Source organism: Janthinobacterium rivuli, assembly GCF_009208735.1.
Classification (GTDB): Bacteria; Pseudomonadota; Gammaproteobacteria; order Burkholderiales; family Burkholderiaceae_D; genus Janthinobacterium.
Map to the genome: position 1 here is coordinate 103,634 of NZ_WFLJ01000020.1, position 16,181 is coordinate 119,814.

14 protein-coding genes and 1 tRNA gene are annotated in these 16,181 nt (G+C 61.5%); 7 read left to right on the forward strand and 8 right to left on the reverse strand.

Annotated elements, in window-relative coordinates:
* Nucleotides 1-155 precede the first annotated feature (155 nt).
* The 6 genes from clpX to GCN78_RS23955 all read right to left on the reverse strand — a co-directional run bounded on the left by clpX (nucleotide 156) and on the right by GCN78_RS23955 (nucleotide 8,907).
* Nucleotides 156-1,424: an ATP-dependent Clp protease ATP-binding subunit ClpX gene (gene clpX, locus GCN78_RS23930; protein WP_010398446.1), complete on the reverse strand. Its 1,269-nt coding sequence runs from the start codon at nucleotides 1,422-1,424 to the stop codon at nucleotides 156-158.
* A 200-nt stretch (nucleotides 1,425-1,624) separates the two neighbouring features.
* A complete protein-coding gene (gene clpP, locus GCN78_RS23935; RefSeq protein WP_369811567.1) occupies nucleotides 1,625-2,242 on the reverse strand; it encodes an ATP-dependent Clp endopeptidase proteolytic subunit ClpP in 618 nt (205 codons plus the stop codon).
* 85 nt (nucleotides 2,243-2,327) lie between these two features.
* Nucleotides 2,328-3,668: a trigger factor gene (gene tig / locus GCN78_RS23940; protein WP_035827113.1), complete on the reverse strand. Its 1,341-nt coding sequence runs from the start codon at nucleotides 3,666-3,668 to the stop codon at nucleotides 2,328-2,330.
* 723 nt (nucleotides 3,669-4,391) lie between these two features.
* Nucleotides 4,392-4,474, reverse strand: a tRNA-Leu gene (locus GCN78_RS23945).
* Between the two features lie 174 nt (nucleotides 4,475-4,648).
* Entirely contained in the window at nucleotides 4,649-7,747 is a 3,099-nt protein-coding gene (locus GCN78_RS23950; RefSeq protein ID WP_152253937.1) for an efflux RND transporter permease subunit, read from the reverse strand.
* The gene (locus GCN78_RS23955) at nucleotides 7,744-8,907 is read right to left on the reverse strand and encodes an efflux RND transporter periplasmic adaptor subunit (protein ID WP_152253938.1); all 1,164 of its coding nucleotides are present in this window, start codon (nucleotides 8,905-8,907) and stop codon (nucleotides 7,744-7,746) included. Before GCN78_RS23955 ends, GCN78_RS23950 begins: the two co-directional genes overlap by 4 nt.
* Nucleotides 8,908-9,196: 289 nt before the next feature.
* On the opposite strand from GCN78_RS23955, the gene hpnC reads away from it, so the two are divergent.
* The 6 genes from hpnC to GCN78_RS23980 all read left to right on the forward strand — a co-directional run bounded on the left by hpnC (nucleotide 9,197) and on the right by GCN78_RS23980 (nucleotide 14,229).
* Nucleotides 9,197-10,078 carry a squalene synthase HpnC gene (hpnC, locus tag GCN78_RS23960; RefSeq protein ID WP_152253939.1) on the forward strand — a complete coding sequence of 294 codons (882 nt, stop codon included), beginning with the start codon at nucleotides 9,197-9,199 and terminating at the stop codon, nucleotides 10,076-10,078.
* Nucleotides 10,079-10,124: 46 nt separating this feature from the next.
* Nucleotides 10,125-10,958 (forward strand): presqualene diphosphate synthase HpnD, encoded by an 834-nt coding sequence (hpnD, locus tag GCN78_RS23965; RefSeq protein WP_139092815.1) that lies wholly within the window; start codon nucleotides 10,125-10,127, stop codon nucleotides 10,956-10,958.
* Between the two features lie 7 nt (nucleotides 10,959-10,965).
* Nucleotides 10,966-12,318 carry a hydroxysqualene dehydroxylase HpnE gene (hpnE, locus tag GCN78_RS23970; protein WP_319633148.1) on the forward strand — a complete coding sequence of 451 codons (1,353 nt, stop codon included), beginning with the start codon at nucleotides 10,966-10,968 and terminating at the stop codon, nucleotides 12,316-12,318.
* A 130-nt stretch (nucleotides 12,319-12,448) separates the two neighbouring features.
* Complete coding sequence (locus GCN78_RS29440) at nucleotides 12,449-12,604, forward strand: hypothetical protein (protein WP_193316848.1); 156 nt, start codon at nucleotides 12,449-12,451, stop codon at nucleotides 12,602-12,604.
* A gap of 19 nt (nucleotides 12,605-12,623) precedes the next feature.
* Nucleotides 12,624-13,412, forward strand: a complete 789-nt coding sequence (locus tag GCN78_RS23975) for a DUF1700 domain-containing protein (RefSeq protein WP_226939798.1) — start codon at nucleotides 12,624-12,626, stop codon at nucleotides 13,410-13,412.
* Nucleotides 13,413-13,422: 10 nt separating this feature from the next.
* Nucleotides 13,423-14,229 (forward strand): head GIN domain-containing protein, encoded by an 807-nt coding sequence (locus GCN78_RS23980; RefSeq protein ID WP_152253941.1) that lies wholly within the window; start codon nucleotides 13,423-13,425, stop codon nucleotides 14,227-14,229.
* Here GCN78_RS23980 and GCN78_RS23985 read toward each other — a convergent pair.
* Complete coding sequence (locus tag GCN78_RS23985) at nucleotides 14,216-15,466, reverse strand: TIGR03862 family flavoprotein (protein WP_152253942.1); 1,251 nt, start codon at nucleotides 15,464-15,466, stop codon at nucleotides 14,216-14,218. The genes GCN78_RS23980 and GCN78_RS23985 overlap by 14 nt on opposite strands.
* A gap of 165 nt (nucleotides 15,467-15,631) precedes the next feature.
* Between GCN78_RS23985 and GCN78_RS23990 the strand changes: the two genes are divergently transcribed.
* Nucleotides 15,632-15,865 carry a hypothetical protein gene (locus GCN78_RS23990; protein ID WP_152253943.1) on the forward strand — a complete coding sequence of 78 codons (234 nt, stop codon included), beginning with the start codon at nucleotides 15,632-15,634 and terminating at the stop codon, nucleotides 15,863-15,865.
* A gap of 41 nt (nucleotides 15,866-15,906) precedes the next feature.
* Here the strand turns inward: GCN78_RS23990 and moaD are convergent, their stop codons facing one another.
* The gene (gene moaD / locus GCN78_RS23995; RefSeq protein WP_152253944.1) at nucleotides 15,907-16,173 is read right to left on the reverse strand and encodes a molybdopterin converting factor subunit 1; all 267 of its coding nucleotides are present in this window, start codon (nucleotides 16,171-16,173) and stop codon (nucleotides 15,907-15,909) included.
* Between the last annotated feature and the right edge of the window lie 8 nt (nucleotides 16,174-16,181).

Consider the following 16,181-nt stretch of genomic DNA (forward strand, 5'->3'; position numbering starts at 1 on the left):
ATGACTGTAACAAATGCAGTTTTCACAGTAAAAAAGCCACGCGCAGCTAAGCGCCGCGAGTGGCTTTACGATTGAAGCCTGCACTCATTGATTTAAATTGTACTGCCATGCATTAAGGAATCAAAACCCTTTTTATGCATTTGTCTCGGCAGTTTTCAATTTTCTCCGGAGGCTTTGGCAGTCTCTTGATAAATCAACAAAGGTTTGGCGCCACTGGTGATGGTATTTTCGTCGATAACGACCTTCACCACATTTTGTTCGCTCGGCAGTTCGTACATGACGTCCAGCAAAGCATGTTCCAGAATGGAACGCAGGCCACGGGCGCCGGTCTTGCGCGCCAGCGCCTTCTTGGCGATCGCATGCAGGGCGGCAGGACGAATCTCCAGTTCCGCGCCTTCCATCTCGAGCAGCTTCGAATACTGCTTGATCAGCGCATTCTTCGGCTCGACGAGGATCTGGATCAGCGCCTCTTCCGTCAATTCCGCCAGGGTGGCGATGACGGGCAGACGACCCACCAGTTCCGGGATCAGGCCGAACTTGACCAGATCTTCCGGTTCCGCTTGCAGCATCAGTTCGCTGGCCGAGCTTTGCGACTTGCTGCGCACCGTGGCCGAGAAGCCGATGCCGCTCTTTTCGGAACGGTTGGCGATCACTTTCGACAGGCCGTCGAAGGCGCCGCCGCAGATGAACATGATGTTGGTCGTGTCGATCTGCACGAAATCCTGGTTCGGGTGCTTGCGGCCGCCTTGTGGCGGCACGGAAGCCATCGTGCCTTCGATGAGTTTCAGCAAGGCTTGCTGCACGCCCTCGCCCGACACGTCGCGCGTGATGGACGGATTGTCGGACTTGCGCGAAATCTTGTCGATCTCATCGATGTAGACGATGCCGCGCTGGGCTTTCTCGACGTCATAGTTGCAGCTTTGCAGCAGCTTCTGGATAATGTTTTCCACGTCTTCACCCACGTAACCGGCTTCGGTCAGGGTGGTGGCGTCGGCGATCACGAACGGCACGTTGAGCATGCGCGCCAGGGTCTGTGCCAGCAGGGTCTTGCCCGAGCCGGTAGGACCGACCAGCAAGATGTTGCTCTTGGCCAGTTCGATGTCGTCTTTCTTGCCCAGGTGCTTGAGGCGTTTGTAATGGTTGTACACCGCCACCGACAGGATGCGCTTGGCAGTCTGCTGGCCGATCACGTACTGATCGAGCAAGGCGGCAATTTCTTGCGGCGTCGGCAGGTCGGATTTGGTACCGGTCACCGTCTCGATGCTCGACGTTTCATCACGGATGATGTCGTTGCACAGGTCGATGCACTCGTCGCAAATGAAGACGGACGGGCCGGCGATGAGTTTCTTCACCTCGTGCTGGCTTTTGCCGCAGAACGAGCAATACAGTAATTTTTCGCCGCTAGAGGATTTTTTGTCTGACATAAGGCATTTTGGTTGGAACTGCATTAACAATATTGCAAAATCGCAAGCCGGATAATGGTTGCCGCCCGTAAAGGCAACACCCCATGGCGCAAGTCAACAACGCGCACAAGCTCCATGCTACCCGAAATAAAAGCGAAACGCCCGAACGTTTGAGCGCCCGGGCGTTTACTTACGTACTTAGCAATACCGGTAGGGGCTCATCAAGCGCGGCTGGTCAACACTTTGTCGATCAAACCATACTCAACGGCCTCGTCGGCGGACATGAAACGGTCGCGGTCGGTGTCCTTGGCGATCTGTTCGATCGTCTGGCCCGTGCGCTCCGCCATGATGCCGTTCAAGCGGGTGCGCAGGTAAAGGATTTCCTTCGCCTGGATCTCGATATCGGACGCCATGCCTTGCGAACCACCGGACGGCTGGTGAATCATGATGCGCGAGTTCGGCAGCGAGAAACGCTTGCCCTTGGCACCAGCGGCCAGCAGGAAAGCGCCCATCGAAGCGGCCATGCCCGTGCACAGGGTCGAGACGTCCGGCTTGATGAACTGCATGGTGTCGTAGATGGCCATACCGGCCGAGACCGAACCACCTGGCGAGTTGATGTAGAGCGAGATTTCCTTTTCCGGATTTTCGCTTTCCAGGAACAGCAGCTGGGCGACAACCAGGTTGGCCATCTGGTCATTGACCGGGCCGACCATGAAAATCAAGCGTTCCTTCAGCAGGCGCGAGTAAATATCATACGAGCGCTCGCCGCGACCGCTTTGTTCCACCACCATCGGCACCAGGCCGAGCATCTCTGTGTCCAGCGCTGGATTACGGTTCATACCTGTCATTTCATTTCCTTGTGAAGCAGTTAGGGGATACCGCCCTTACCTTGCGGCAAGAGCAAGCATCCGGATACCAACTGGTTTACGCTTGTGCGTTGCTTCCCATCAGTTCGTCGAAAGCAACTGCTTTCGACGTGACTTTCGACAGGCCCAACACGTAGGTGACGACGTTTTCTTCCAATACAAGGGCTTCGATCTCACCCAGACGACGACGGTCGCTGTAGTAGTACTTCAGCACTTCGCGTGGATCTTCGTAGCTTTGGGCGAAATCTTCGATCTGCGCCTTGACTTGCTCAGGCGTAGCCTGCAGCTTGTTGTCGCCCACCAGTTGCGACAGGATCAGGCCCAGGCGTACGCGACGCTCGGCTTTTTCCGCGAACAGTTCTGCTGGGAAAGGCACGTCCTTGACGTTCATGCCGCGCTGCGCCATGTCCTGGCGGGTCATTTCGGCCAGGCGCTCGGAATCCTGAGCGATCAGCGTTTTTGGCACTTCCAGCTCAGCAACTTTGATCAGCGCGTCCATGACGGCTTCCTTGTTGCGTGCTTTCACGCGGCCAGCGACTTCACGTTGCAGGTTGACTTTGATGTCTTCGCGCATTTTGGCCAGGTCGCCATCGGCAACGCCCAGCGATTTGGCGAATTCGGCATCGACTTCCGGCAGGTGCGCCCATTCCAGCTTTTGCAGGGTGATGGTGAACGAAGCGGTTTTGCCGGCAACGTCCTTGCCGTGGTAATCCTCAGGGAACGACAATGGGAAAGTCTTCGACTCGCCCACTTTCAGGCCCAGGGTCGCTGCTTCGAATTCCGGCAGCATGCGGCCTTCGCCCAGCACGAAGGCGTAGCCTTCAGCTTTGCCGCCTGGGAATTCAACGCCGTCGATCGAGCCGACGAAGTCAACGGTCACGCGGTCGCCATTGGCAGCGATCGGCTCACCGCCGTCGCCGTGTTCGCCAGCTTCGCCCTTGGTGTGGAAGTGCACGCGCTGCTTGCGCAGGATGTCGATGGTCTTGTCGATTTCGGCTTCCGACACGTCGGCTTGCACGGTTTCGATTTCAACGGCCGTCAGGTCGCCGATGGCGACTTCCGGATACACTTCGAAGGTGGCGTCGAAAGCCAGCTGGCCTTCGGCTGCTTCTTCTTTCGGCACGATGTTCGGGAAACCGGCCACGCGCAGATTGTTTTCGTTGGCGGCGTCGTTGAACGCACGGCCGACTTTGTCGTTCAGCACTTCCGATTCAATTTGGTAGCCGTATTGTGCTGCGACCATTTTCAACGGCACTTTGCCCGGACGGAAGCCCGGTGCCTTAGCCGTACGGGCTTGCACTTTCAGGCGCTTCTCAACTTCCGTGCGGACGTCCGTCAGCGGGAAGGAGATCGTGATACGACGTTCGAGTTTGCCCAAGGTTTCGACTGCAGTTGCCATGTAAAAAATCGTCCAAAAAATAAACACTGTTGGTGCGAGAAAAGAAGACCCGACCCCTTGCGCCATCACTGGCGGCAAGACATGGGTCCAGCTTCACTCGCTCGCATATTCATCTGTAAAAGCACTGCAAGCAGGACAATGGACCTGGTCTACCCGGCTGAGGGAAAACCCGCACCAGGCACCAAACAATCCGCCGCTTCCAGTACTGCGACAGGGCTCCGAGCGTCCAGCCTTGCTTCTAAGTAAATGCAGGGCCGGCCATCATTCGGTAAAGCGTGGCATTATAACAAAGGACTTCGGGAAAGTGGCTGGCTTTGCAGCCCGGCCACAGAGGATACAAGCGGCGGCGAACGAATCGCCACAGCCTGGATGGCCCTGTCTTTACTCTTGCCCCGGCATTCTATATTTCGCCAGAGACAGGCTTTCCAGCCTGCTTCGTTCATTAGTATATGCGAACTGTCGCTCCGTCCGAAACAAAGAAATGCGCTCTTGGCGAAGATTTCGAGCAAAAAACCTTTGATTTACCTCAATTTGGCCATTTTCCAGGCAGATCGCCGCCCATACCCCGCCCTATCCTGCCATGCCGGGCGAAAAATAGCGCGATGGAAGACGCGTCCCATGACGAAAACACGGAAAGGACGGGAAGAAAAACAGAAAGATGCCTGCAACGAGGCTGAAGAACAACTTGATGGTGCTGCACGTCCGGGCTGGAACGACCCGGATTGGTGCGGATGGGGAGACTCGAACTCCCAAGCCGAAGCACTGGCTTCTAAGACCAGCGTGTCTACCAATTCCACCACATCCGCATTTTTACTACTTTGCACTGCTTGCCACAGGCGGCTCCCCTGATTTTAACAACTCGGGAACGATCTGGCTACCGTGGACTAAACGAGCAAGCCCTCGGTAAAGCAAAGGCGGCATTCTACTGGATTTCCCAGAGGAATGCCGCCTTTTTTATGCCTGCACCCTGGCGCTGGCTGCTAGCCTTCTTTTGCGCTTACCGGCTCCGGCTTCCTGACCCGGAACCAGGCCGCATACAGGGCCGGCAGGAACAGCAGAGTCAAGGCCGTCGCGAGGATCAGGCCGCCCATGATGGCGACCGCCATCGGTCCCCAGAACACGGAGCGCGACAGGGGGATCATGGCCAGCGCGGCGGCTGCCGCCGTCAGTACGATGGGGCGGCAGCGGCGCACGGCCGAGTCGATGATGGCGTCCCATGGCGCCGAACCATCCTGGATGTCTTGCTCGATCTGGTCGACAAGGATCACCGAATTGCGGATGATCATGCCGAACAGCGCGATGACGCCCAGGTTGGCCACGAAGCCCAGCGGACGGTGCAGCAGCAGCAAGGCAAACGCGGCGCCCGCCACGCCCAGCGGCCCCGTCAGGAAGACCAGCAGAGAGCGCGAGAAACTGTGCAGCTGCAGCATCAGCAAGGTGAAGATGATGAAGATGGCCAGCGGCAGGTTGGCGGCGATCGACGCCTCCGCCTCGCCGCTGTCGGCCGCCACGCCTTTCACGGTGATGCGGTAGCCGGCCGGCATCTTGGCGCGCAAGGCGTCGAGCTGCGGCGCCAGCTGCGTCGACACGGTGGCGCCCTGGATGCCGTCGATGACGTCCGACTGCACGGTAATGGCCCATTCGCGCTTGTCGCGCCAGACGACACCCGGTTCCCACACGAAATGCGCGCGGGCCAGCTGCGAGATGGGCACGGACTTGCCCGTTGCCGTCGGAATATTCGTGTCATTCAACACGGAAATCGTCGCCCGCTCTTCCAGCGGCTGGCGCACCTGGATATCGATCAGCTTATTGTCTTCGCGGAACTGGCCGATGACGGTGCCCGACAGAATCGTATTGGCCGCCTGCATCACGGTTTTCGAGGTGACGCCCAGCGCGCGCATCTTGTCCTGGTCCAGGTCCAGGCGCAGCACTTTCACCGATTCATTCCAGTTATCGTTCACGCCCAGGGTGTTCGGATTGGCGCGCATGATGTCCTTGACCTGGTCGGCGATGGCACGCACGCCCGCCACTTCCGGTCCCGTGACGCGGAACTGCACGGGATACGGCACGGGCGGTCCGTTCGGCAACAGTTTTACCCGGCCCCGCACTTCCGGGAAATCCTTCTTGAAGACATCGACGATTTGCTGGCGCAGGCGTTCGCGGTCGGCCAGGCTCTTCGGCAAGACCACCACTTGCGACACATTCGTCTGCGGGAAGATCTGGTCCAGCGGCAGGTAGAAACGGGGGCTGCCCGTACCCACATAGCTCGTCACGCTTTCCACGCCGTCCAGTTTGCTGACGAAGGCCTCGAATTTCTTCACCTGTTTCTCGTTCGCGGCAAACGTCGTGCCTTCGGGCGACCACAGCTCCACCATCAGCTCGGGACGGCTGGAATCGGGGAAGAATTGCTTCTCGATAAAGTTAAAGCCGTAAATACCCAGCGCAAAGATGGCCAGGGTGGCGGCGATCGTCGTCTTGCGCCACTCCACGCACCAGGTGACGGCGCGGCGGAAGCGGCGGAAGTTCGGCGTGTCGAACAATTCATGGTCGTTGTGCGCGTGCGGCTTGACCTTCAACAGGACATAGCCGATGTAGGGCGTGAAGACGACGGCCACCACCCACGAGATGATCAGGGCCAGCGCATTGACGGAGAACAAGGAGAACGTGTATTCACCGGCGGCCGACTTGGCCAGGCCGATGGGCAGGAAGCCCGCCACCGTGATCAGGGTGCCCGTCAGCATCGGCATGGCCGTCGACGTGTAGGCGAACGTGGCCGCATCAAAGCGCGACATGCCCTCTTCCATCTTGCGCACCATCATCTCGACGGCAATGATGGCGTCATCGACCAGCAAGCCCAGCGCGATGATCAGGGCGCCCAGCGAAATCTTGTGCAGATCGATGTCGAGCAGGCGCATGAACAGGAAGGTGACGGCCAGCACCAGCGGGATGGTCAGCGCCACCACCAGACCCGGCCGCACGTCGATGCGCAGCGGCTTCGTGTGCAAGCCCAGCGCGACAAAGCTGACGGCCAGCACGATCAGGATGGCTTCGATCAGGGTATGCACGAACTCGCCCACGGAAGCGGACACGGCTTCCGGCTGGTTCGACACGCGCTGCAATTCTATGCCGACCGGCAATTCGCTCTTCATGCGCGTGACGGTTGCCTGCAAGGCCTTGCCCATGTCGATGATGTTGCCGCCCTTTTCCATCGACACGCCCAGGCCGATCACTTCCTTGCCGTTGAAACGCATCTTGTCCTTCGGCGGATCGACGAATTCGCGCTTCACGGTGGCAAAGTCGCCGAGGCGGAAGGTGGTGCCGTTGGCGCGCAGCTCCAGGTTTTCCAGGTCCTTGACGGTCACCATGGCGCCCGTCACGCGCACTTGCAGATTGTCCGTCGGCGTCACCAGCACGCCCGTGGCGTTGATGCTGTTTTGCTCGGACAATTGCTGCACGATGGCGTCGAACGGAATGCCCAGCTGGGCAAATTTCTTGTGAGAAAAGATAATATTGATCTTTTCATCTTGCACGCCGAACAGTTCCACCTTCGACACCTGCCCCACGGCCAGCAGCTCCTGGCGTACCTTGTCCGCGTAATCCTTCATTTCCGCGTAGGTAAAACCGTCGCCGGACAGGGCGAAGATGGAGCCGTAGGTGTCGCCGAACTCGTCATTGAAGAACGGGCCCACGACGCCGGCCGGCAAGGTGCCCTTGATGTCGCCGATCTTCTTGCGCACCTGATACCAGGCGGCGGCCGTTTCCTTGGGCGGCGCCGATTCGCGCAGCTCCAGCAGGATCAAGGTCTCGCCCGGCTTCGAATAACTGGTGATTTCATTGATGTACGGCGTTTCCTGCAGCTTCTTTTCCAGCTTGTCCGTCACCTGCTCGGCCATCTGCAAGGCGGTGGCGCCGGGCCAGTACGCCTGCAGGACCATGGCGCGGAAGGTGAACGGGGGATCTTCATCCTGGCCCAGGCTGGCATAGCTGAGCATGCCGCCGATCAGCAGCACGGCCATCAGGTAACGCGTCAGCGGAATGTGTTCGAGGGCCCAGCGCGACAGATTGAAGCCGCCCTTCATTTGGCGGCCCCTACGCTGACGGCGGCAGCGGCCACGTCGGGCTTGCTGGCCAGTTCGGCGCCGAGGATGGTCACTTTCTGACCAGGCTTGAGCAGGTTGACGCCGGCCGTGACCACGGTCTGCCCCGCTTTCACGCCCGAGGTCAGCAGCAATTCATTGCCCGCCACGCCGCCCACCGTCACCGGCACAAGCTTCACGGCCCCGTTTTCCACCACCCACACGGAACTTTGCGACTTTTCATTGAACAGGGCCGTCAAGGGCACCTTGATCTGCGGCGTGGCCGTCTGCGAGGCGAACTGCACCACGGCAGTCATGCCCAGACGGGCCTGCGGCGCGTCCGGGATGCTGACCTTGGCGATATAGGTGCGCGTGGCGGCATCGGCCACGGGCGACACTTCGCGTATCTTGCCCGGCAAGCCCTGCTTCGGGTCGGCCCACAGGCGCACGACCACATCCTTGACGCCGCGCAAGGTTTCCACCTTGTCTTCAGGAATGCCGATCACGACTTCCTTTTCGCCGCTCCTGGCCACTTGCACCACGGGCGTGCCAGGCGCCACCACCTGCCCCACTTCGGCCTCGATGCGCGTGACAACGCCATCGACGTCAGCCAGCAAGCTGGCGTAGCCGGACTGGTTCGCCTGGCCCCGGTACAGGGCCTGGGCCGCTTCCACATTCGCCTGCGCCGCCTTGTAGGTGGCTTCCTTGCCGTCGAGCACGGCCTGGCTGACGAAATTTTTCTCGCGCAAGTCCTGGTAGCGCTTGAGTTCCGCGCGCGCCAGGTCGCGGCTCGTTTCCGCGCTGACCAGCGACGCCTTGGCCTGTGCCTGCGACAGTTGCAAGTCGACAGGATCGAGCTGCATCAGCACTTGCCCCTTCTTGACGCTGGCGCCCACGTCCACCTTGCGCGCGACGATCTTGCCGCCCACGCGGAAGCCCAGCTGCGATACGACACGGGGCACGACCTCGCCCGCCAGCTCCGCACTCACGTCAACATTACTGCTAGACAACACGATCGCGCGCACGGGACGCACGTCTTCCACTTTGACGGCAGGCTTGGAACAGGCCGCCAGGGTCAGCGCCAGGGCGGCGGCGGCAGTCAGCCGCAGGGCGGGAAGTGCGGATGCGCCGGTCTCGCGGCGCAGGGTTTTCAGGGCAAACAAGGTATTTTCCTTTACTATGCGGGCTGTAATATTTTTATGCGGAGAAACTTTTTGCTTGCCCTTTGGGCCAAGCCAAACTTTTTCGCACGCGATATCCTTAAATTTGTGACAATACCAGCTTGGTCATGACCGGGAGTGATTTCCCCCTAATGACTTTCTGGTTATTAATTATAATCGTGCCTAAAAGTTTTTAGTGACTTTTGCGTCATTAATCTTGAGACGTACAACGTCCGGCCACCTTCCAGCGTTGGGGGTGCCGGAAAAACTGCAAGACTAGAGAAGTGTGTTCATGCCTGTAGACCATTACGAAAATTTTCCTGTTGCATCATTTTTACTGCCGCGCCGCCTGGTGCCCGCCGTCGAAGCCATCTATGCTTTCGCCCGCAGCGCCGACGACCTGGCCGATGAGGGCGACGCCACGCCGGCCGAACGCCTGGCGGCCCTGCACGCCTACGAAGAGGCGCTGGGCCGCATCGCCCGCGAAGAGGGGCATGCGGGCGAGAACGCCGCCATGTTCGAACGCCTGGCTGCCGTCATCACCAAACACCAGCTGCCCCTGAAGCCGTTTCACGATCTGTTGTCAGCATTCAAGCAGGATGTGGAAACGACGCGCTATGCCAGCTACGACGACGTGCTCGATTACTGCGCCCGTTCCGCCAACCCCGTGGGACTGCTGATGCTGCACCTGTATGGCGCGGCCGATGAACAGAATGTACGCGATTCCGATGCGATATGTTCAGCTTTGCAACTAATTAATTTCTTACAAGACGTCGCCATCGACCAGCAAAAAGAGCGCATTTACCTGCCGATGGAAGACTTGACCCGCTTTGCCGTCTCCGCCGCCGCCTTCGAGCGGCCCGAGGCGCACGGCAAGTGGAGCGCCCTGATGCGCTTCGAAGTGGCCCGCACGCGCGCCCTGATGCTGTCCGGCGCGCCGCTGGCCCTGCGTTTGCGGGGGCGCATCGGCTGGGAATTGCGCCTGGTCGTGCAAGGCGGCTTGCGCATCCTCGAAGCCATCGAAGCCGTCAATTACGACGTGTTCCGGCGCCGTCCCAAGCTGGAGAAACGCGACTGGCTGATCATTTTCTGGCGCGCCCTGCGCATGTCGCGCAAGAGCCTGCATCAAGAGACACAAGTAAAAACGGCTTTTCCCCCGTCGCCCACTCTGTAAGACGATAGAATAGCGGCTTCGATCTGCAACCCTTGCTCTTTTGACTATGTCTCCCGACGAATACTGCCAACAAAAGGCCGCCCAGAGCGGCTCCAGTTTCTACTACAGCTTCCTGTTCCTGCCGGCCGAACGCCGCAAGGCCATCACGGCCCTGTACGCGTTTTGCCGCGAAGTCGATGACACGGTCGACGAATGCACGGACGAAGCCGTGGCACGCACCAAGCTGGTCTGGTGGCGCAAGGAAGTCAAGGCCATGTACGAGGGCAACCCCACGCATCCCGTGATGCGCGCGCTGCAGCCGCACCTGGACATTTATAAGCTGGAAGAAAAGCATTTGCAGGCCATCATCGACGGCATGGAAATGGATTTGAACCAGACCCGTTACCTCGATTACCAGGCCATGAGCCGCTATTGCTGGCACGTGGCCAGCGTGGTGGGCATCTTGTCGGCCAGCATCTTTGGCGCGACGCGCCCGGAAACCCTGCTGTACGCGGAAAAACTGGGCCATGCCTTCCAGCTGACCAACATCATCCGCGACGTGGGCGAAGACGCGCGCAAGGGGCGCATCTACCTGCCGATCAGCGAATTGCAGCAATTCAATGTGACGGCGGCCGACCTGCTGAACGCGCGCCACAGCGAGAACTTCGAAAACCTCATGCGTTTCCAGGTGGCGCGCGCGCAGAAAGCCTATGACGAGGCGTTCGCCCTGCTGCCAGCAGAGGATCGCCGCGCCCAGCGCCCGGGCCTGATCATGGCCGCCATCTACCGCACCCTGCTCAATGAAGTCGAGCGCGACGGCTACCACGTGCTGAAACAGCGCATCTCGCTCACGCCGATCCGCAAACTGTGGCTGGCCTGGAAGACCTGGGTTCGTGGCTGAGAGTAAGGTGAAGCAACGCTACGCCGTCATCGGCGCCGGTTGGGCCGGTTGCGCGGCGGCCATGGAACTGGCGCGCGCCGGCCATGCCGTCACCGTCTATGAGGCGGCGCGCGTCCTGGGCGGACGGGCGCGCCGGGTCGAACGCGAAAGCACTGTGCTCGACAACGGCCAGCACATCCTGCTGGGCGCGTACACGGAAACCTTGCGCCTCATCAAGCTGGCGGGGCAAGATCCCAGCGAGCTGATCCTCACCCTGCCCCTGCAGATGCGCTATCCGGCCGACAGCGGCGGGATGGACTTCATCGCGCCGCGCCTGCCCGCGCCGCTGCACCTGGCGTGGGCCTTGCTGCGCGCCAAGGGGCTGGAGCGCGCCGACAAGCTGGCCCTGATGCGCTTTTCCACCGCCATGCGGTGGATGGGCTGGCAACTGTACAACGATTGCACCGTCAGCGAATTGCTGCAGCGCTTCGATCAGACGGACACTTTGAGCCGGCTGATGTGGCATCCGCTGTGCCTGGCCGCCTTGAATACCCCGCCCGAGCGGGCCTCGGCCCGCGTCTTCATCAATGTGCTGCGCGACAGCCTGGGCGCGAGCCGCCGCCGCGCCTCCGACATGCTGATCCCGCAGGCGAACCTGAGCGCCCTGTTGCCCGAGGCGGCCGCCCGCTATGTGGAACGGCTTGGCGGCGAAGTGCGCACGGGCGCCAAGATTGCCGCCTTGCACGCGCTGTCCGATGGCCGCTGGCGACTCGATGATGCGGATGTCTTTGACGGCGTCATCGTGGCCACCTCGTCCGTGCAAGCGGCCAGCCTGCTGCAAGGCGTGCACGACGCGCGCCTCGACGACGTCATCAATCGCATGCAAGCGTTCACGCCGGAAGCGATCAGCACCTGCTACCTGCAATACGAGGCCAGCGTGCGCCTGGACTTGCCGTTCTACGCGCTCGTCGATGCGCCGGAGCGGCAGCACTGGGGCCAGTTCGTGTTCGACCGGGGTCAGCTCGACGCGAAGCAGGCGGGCTTGCTGGCCGTCGTCATCAGCGCCTCCGGCCCTGCGGCCGAGCAAGGCCATGGGCCGCTGGCGCAAGCGATCGCCGCGCAACTGGCGCAAGTGTTGCAGCGTCCGGAACTGGCGCAGCCCGTCTGGACCCAGCTGATCACGGAAAAGCGCGCCACGTTCGCCTGCACGCCGGATTTATTGCGTCCCGGAAATGACAGTGGCGTGCCGGGCTTGCTGCTGGCCGGCGACTACACGTCCAATGAAGACCGGACACAAGACTATCCGGCCACCATCGAGGCGGCCGTGCGCAGCGGCGTGGCGGCGGCCAGGATGGTGAACACGGGCAAGGCGTCAAAATAAACTTGACAGTGCATCCCGCCCTGGTGTCGCTCGCCCCCGCGAAATTGCATTCTGTCGCACCGCGCTGGTGCGCTCGCGTGCGCTTGGGTACAGTCTGATCATCGACAACGGCCATGCCACGGGGAATACCATGCACACCACCTTGCACTTGAAAAACAGCTTGAAAGCCCTGGCGTTGCTCGCTTGCGTGGTGCTGGCCACCTTGATCGTCATTCAGGTACAGCAGACGCCACCAGCGCCATTGCTGCTGAGCCAGGCAAGCATGCTGCTGCCGGCCATGGGCTGACGCGGCGCACAGGAAGAATATGATGAACAAGCAAGATTACCTCGACTCTCTGCGGCGCGCACTGGCAGGCTTGCCACCGGACCTGGTGGCCAAGACCCTCGATTATTATGAACAGACCTTCATCGAAGGCGCGGCGGCCGGCCGCAGCGAGCGCGAGGTCGCCGACGACCTGGGCGACCCGAAAAAAATCGCCCTCACCTTGCGCAGCAGCACCCACCGCGAGGCGTTCGAACAAAAGAAAACCCCCGTCAACCTGTTGCGCCTGCTCGTCTCGCTGGTGGGTCTGGCCATCTTCAACCTGTTCATGGTCGTGCCTGCCGCCGTCTACGCGGCCCTGCTGGCCACCCTGTATGCCGTCGGCCTGAGCTTTTACCTGGCCGGCATCGCCATCACGGCCAGCGGCTTGTCCGGCGCCAACGAACTGGTGCTCGATGGCCCGCTGCGCCACGTCTTCATCCATGACGATGACGGCGGCGAAGGCGGCGAGCGGCGCGAAACGCGCATCACCATCGGCGACACGGGCATCGAAGTCGACCACCTGCCCGGCCCCGTCAAGGCTGAGTCAGATTCACAGGCGCCGGGCGCGTCGTCGCGCGTGATGGAGCGGGCCGAAGCGCTGGCCGGTGGCGGCATCCGCATCTCCACCGACATGGACCGCGATGCGCGCACCACGCAAACCGTCTTCGGCGTGGGCATGCTGCTCGGCGGCATCGTCATCTTCCTGCTCAGCCTAGTCGTCACGCGCTATACCTTGATCGGCATCAAGCGCTACGTCGCCATGAATATCTCCCTGCTCAAAGGTCACTAGAAAGGCTGCCATGAAACGCTTGCTCAAAGTTGGCCTGTCCATGCTCTTGCTGGCAATGGTCCTGATCGCCATGTCGTATGCGGCGCTGCGCGCCAAGGGAATCAGCAATCCCAGCAGCGCTGCCGGCCGCGCCGTGCGCAGCGAAACGCGCCCGATTGCCGCCAATATCACCAGCATCGACCTGGCCGGCCCCATCGACCTGGTGCTGCGCCGCGGCGCCACGCCATCGCTGAAGGTCAGCGGCGAGCAGCGCTTGCTGTCGAACGTCGACACGACGGCCGATGGCACGACCCTGCATATCGGCCCGAAAGGCATGCTGTTCCACCATCGACAGCCGCTGCAGGTGGAACTGGTGCTGCCAGCCCTCGTGCGCATGGAAGTGCACGGCAATGGCGACAGCAAGATCACGGGCTTTTCCGGCGACAGTTTCATCCTGGAATTAACAGGATCGGGCGACGTCAGTTTCACGGGACGCTACAAGCAAGTACAAGCCACCGTCAACGGCAGTGGCGACCTCGACATCAATGCCGGCAACAGCGACAGCGTGGTGCTGGAAATGGTGGGCTCCGGGCGCATCGCCGCCAGCGGCAACACGAAATTCCTGCGCGCCGACCTGAGCGGTTCGGGCGACATCGATGCCGAGCACCTGGCCGCCGACAAGGCCAGCGTCAGCCTGCAAGGCTCGGGCACGAGCACCGTCTTCGTGCGCGACGCCGCCAACCTGACCCTGCGCGGCAGCGGCGACATCCACGTCCACGGCAACCCGCGCCAGCGCGAGGCGCAGAAAAGCGGCTCAGGCGAAATTACCTGGCACTAAGGTTCTCTTCCAGCCAACTGACCGCCTGCTCGCCGGCCGCCTTGCCTTGCGCCAGGCAGGCCGTCAGCAGGTAGCCGCCCGTCGGCGCTTCCCAATCCAGCATTTCCCCCGCCACGAACACGCCCGGCATGGCGCGCAGCATGCTGCCGTCGATGCCGTCAAAATCCACACCGCCGGCGCTGCTGATGGCTTCATCGATGGGGCGCGGCCGCTGCAAGGTGACGGGCAGCAGCTTGATGGCGGCGGCCAGCTTGGCTTCATCGGCAAAGTCGGCGGCGCTCAGGCATTCGCGCAGCAAGCCCGATTTCACGCCCTTGATGCCCAGGCGGCTTTGCAAATGGCTGGACATGGAACGGGCGCCGCGCGGGCGCGTCACTTCCTCGAACACGCGTTCCTGGCTGTGGTCGGGCGCCAGGTCGAGCCAGATGGTGGTGTGACCGTCGCGCGCGATCTGCTCGCGCAGCGCGGCCGACAGCGCATAAATCAGGCCGCCTTCGACGCCGCCCGCCGTGATGACGCACTGCCCCTGGCGCTTGACCGTCAAGCCGTCGATGTCATGCGCCGTGATGGCCACCGTGGCCAGGTGCTCGCCCGCGTAACGGCTGCTGAAATGTACGCTCCAGTCCACGTCGAAGCCGCAATTGGCCGGCGCCAGCGCCGCCACGGACACGCCCTGCCCTTGCAGCAGCGGCACCCAGGCGCCGTCGGAACCGAGCCGCGCCCAGCTGCCGCCGCCCAGGGCCAGGATCACGGCGTCGAATGCGCGCAGGCGTTCGCCGTCCGGCGTGGCGAAGGCCAGCTGGCCATCGCGCCAGCCCGTCCAGCGGTGGCGCATGTGAAATTGCACGCCCGCTTCGCGCAAGCGGTGCAGCCAGGCGCGCAGCAAGGGTGCGGCCTTCATGTCGGTCGGGAAGACGCGGTTCGACGAGCCGACGAAGGTCTCCACGCCCAGCCCATGCACCCAGTCGCGCACCTTTTGCGGGCCGAACTGGTCCAGCGCCGGTTTCACACGATGCGCCTGCCGGGCATAGCGCGAGACGAAGGCCTGGTAGCCTTCCGCGTGCGTGATGTTCATGCCGCCGCGCCCGGCCAGCAGGAATTTGCGGCCGACGGACGGCATGGCGTCGAACAGTTCCACCCTGGCCCCCTGCTCGGATGCCGCCTGGGCGGCCATCAGGCCGGCGGGGCCGCCGCCGATGACGGCGATATGAAACGGAGGGGAAGTCGATTGGGTCATGGCAAGCTGGGAAGACGGTGAAAACCCCGGCATTTTAGTCGAGATTGGCCCGAATATGGCCGGGCGATGGCGATCGCGCCAAAAAATGAGGCATACTGCGCCAGACATGCCGCAACGATCGGCAGTTTCATATCACTTGACGACAAGACACGAGAGGAGATAGACATGGGCGCAGGATTCTGGATTTCCCGCTATTTTCTGGCCAGTTCGATTTTATTCATCATCCTGACGGTGGTCGAATACAGCAAGGGCACCACCAGCCAGGCCGACATCCTCAGCGCGCTGGCCTGGTCTATGGTCGCGTCAGCCATCTTCATCGGCTCGAAATACTGGCGCTACAAGAAAGCCATCGCCTGCGCGACGTGCAGCGGGGACAAGGCAAAAACCAAGTCGTCATAAAAAATGGCCGCTTCAGCGGCCATTTTCTCCAGTGGACATTCTCAGCCGCCCGTCACGGGCGGGAAGAACGCCACCTCGTCGCCTTCGCCTATCGCGGTATCGGCATCGCACATCACCTGATTATGCGCCATGCGCAGCGCGCGGCCTTGCGCCAGCGCGTATTCCCAGTTGCCGCCACGCGCGATCAGCAGGGCTCTCACCTCGCCCACCGTCAGCCGTGGAGCGGCCGCTTCGTCCACCTCCAGCACTTCCTGGCCCGTGCCCACCAGCTCGCGCACGCTGGCGAAAAAACGCAGATTGATCTTCATCGATACTT

What these genes read in the sequence shown, in the direction of transcription:
- clpX (WP_010398446.1), bottom strand. Translation starts at nt 1,424, where the DNA reads ATGTCAGACAAAAAATCCTCTAGCGGCGAAAAATTACTGTATTGCTCG.
- clpP (WP_369811567.1), bottom strand. Translation starts at nt 2,242, where the DNA reads ATGAACCGTAATCCAGCGCTGGACACAGAGATGCTCGGCCTGGTGCCG.
- tig (WP_035827113.1), bottom strand. Translation starts at nt 3,668, where the DNA reads ATGGCAACTGCAGTCGAAACCTTGGGCAAACTCGAACGTCGTATCACG.
- GCN78_RS23950 (WP_152253937.1), bottom strand. Translation starts at nt 7,747, where the DNA reads ATGAAGGGCGGCTTCAATCTGTCGCGCTGGGCCCTCGAACACATTCCG.
- hpnC (WP_152253939.1), top strand. Translation starts at nt 9,197, where the DNA reads ATGCCTGTAGACCATTACGAAAATTTTCCTGTTGCATCATTTTTACTG.
- hpnD (WP_139092815.1), top strand. Translation starts at nt 10,125, where the DNA reads ATGTCTCCCGACGAATACTGCCAACAAAAGGCCGCCCAGAGCGGCTCC.
- GCN78_RS29440 (WP_193316848.1), top strand. Translation starts at nt 12,449, where the DNA reads ATGCACACCACCTTGCACTTGAAAAACAGCTTGAAAGCCCTGGCGTTG.
- GCN78_RS23975 (WP_226939798.1), top strand. Translation starts at nt 12,624, where the DNA reads ATGATGAACAAGCAAGATTACCTCGACTCTCTGCGGCGCGCACTGGCA.
- GCN78_RS23980 (WP_152253941.1), top strand. Translation starts at nt 13,423, where the DNA reads ATGAAACGCTTGCTCAAAGTTGGCCTGTCCATGCTCTTGCTGGCAATG.
- GCN78_RS23985 (WP_152253942.1), bottom strand. Translation starts at nt 15,466, where the DNA reads ATGACCCAATCGACTTCCCCTCCGTTTCATATCGCCGTCATCGGCGGC.
- GCN78_RS23990 (WP_152253943.1), top strand. Translation starts at nt 15,632, where the DNA reads ATGGGCGCAGGATTCTGGATTTCCCGCTATTTTCTGGCCAGTTCGATT.
- moaD (WP_152253944.1), bottom strand. Translation starts at nt 16,173, where the DNA reads ATGAAGATCAATCTGCGTTTTTTCGCCAGCGTGCGCGAGCTGGTGGGC.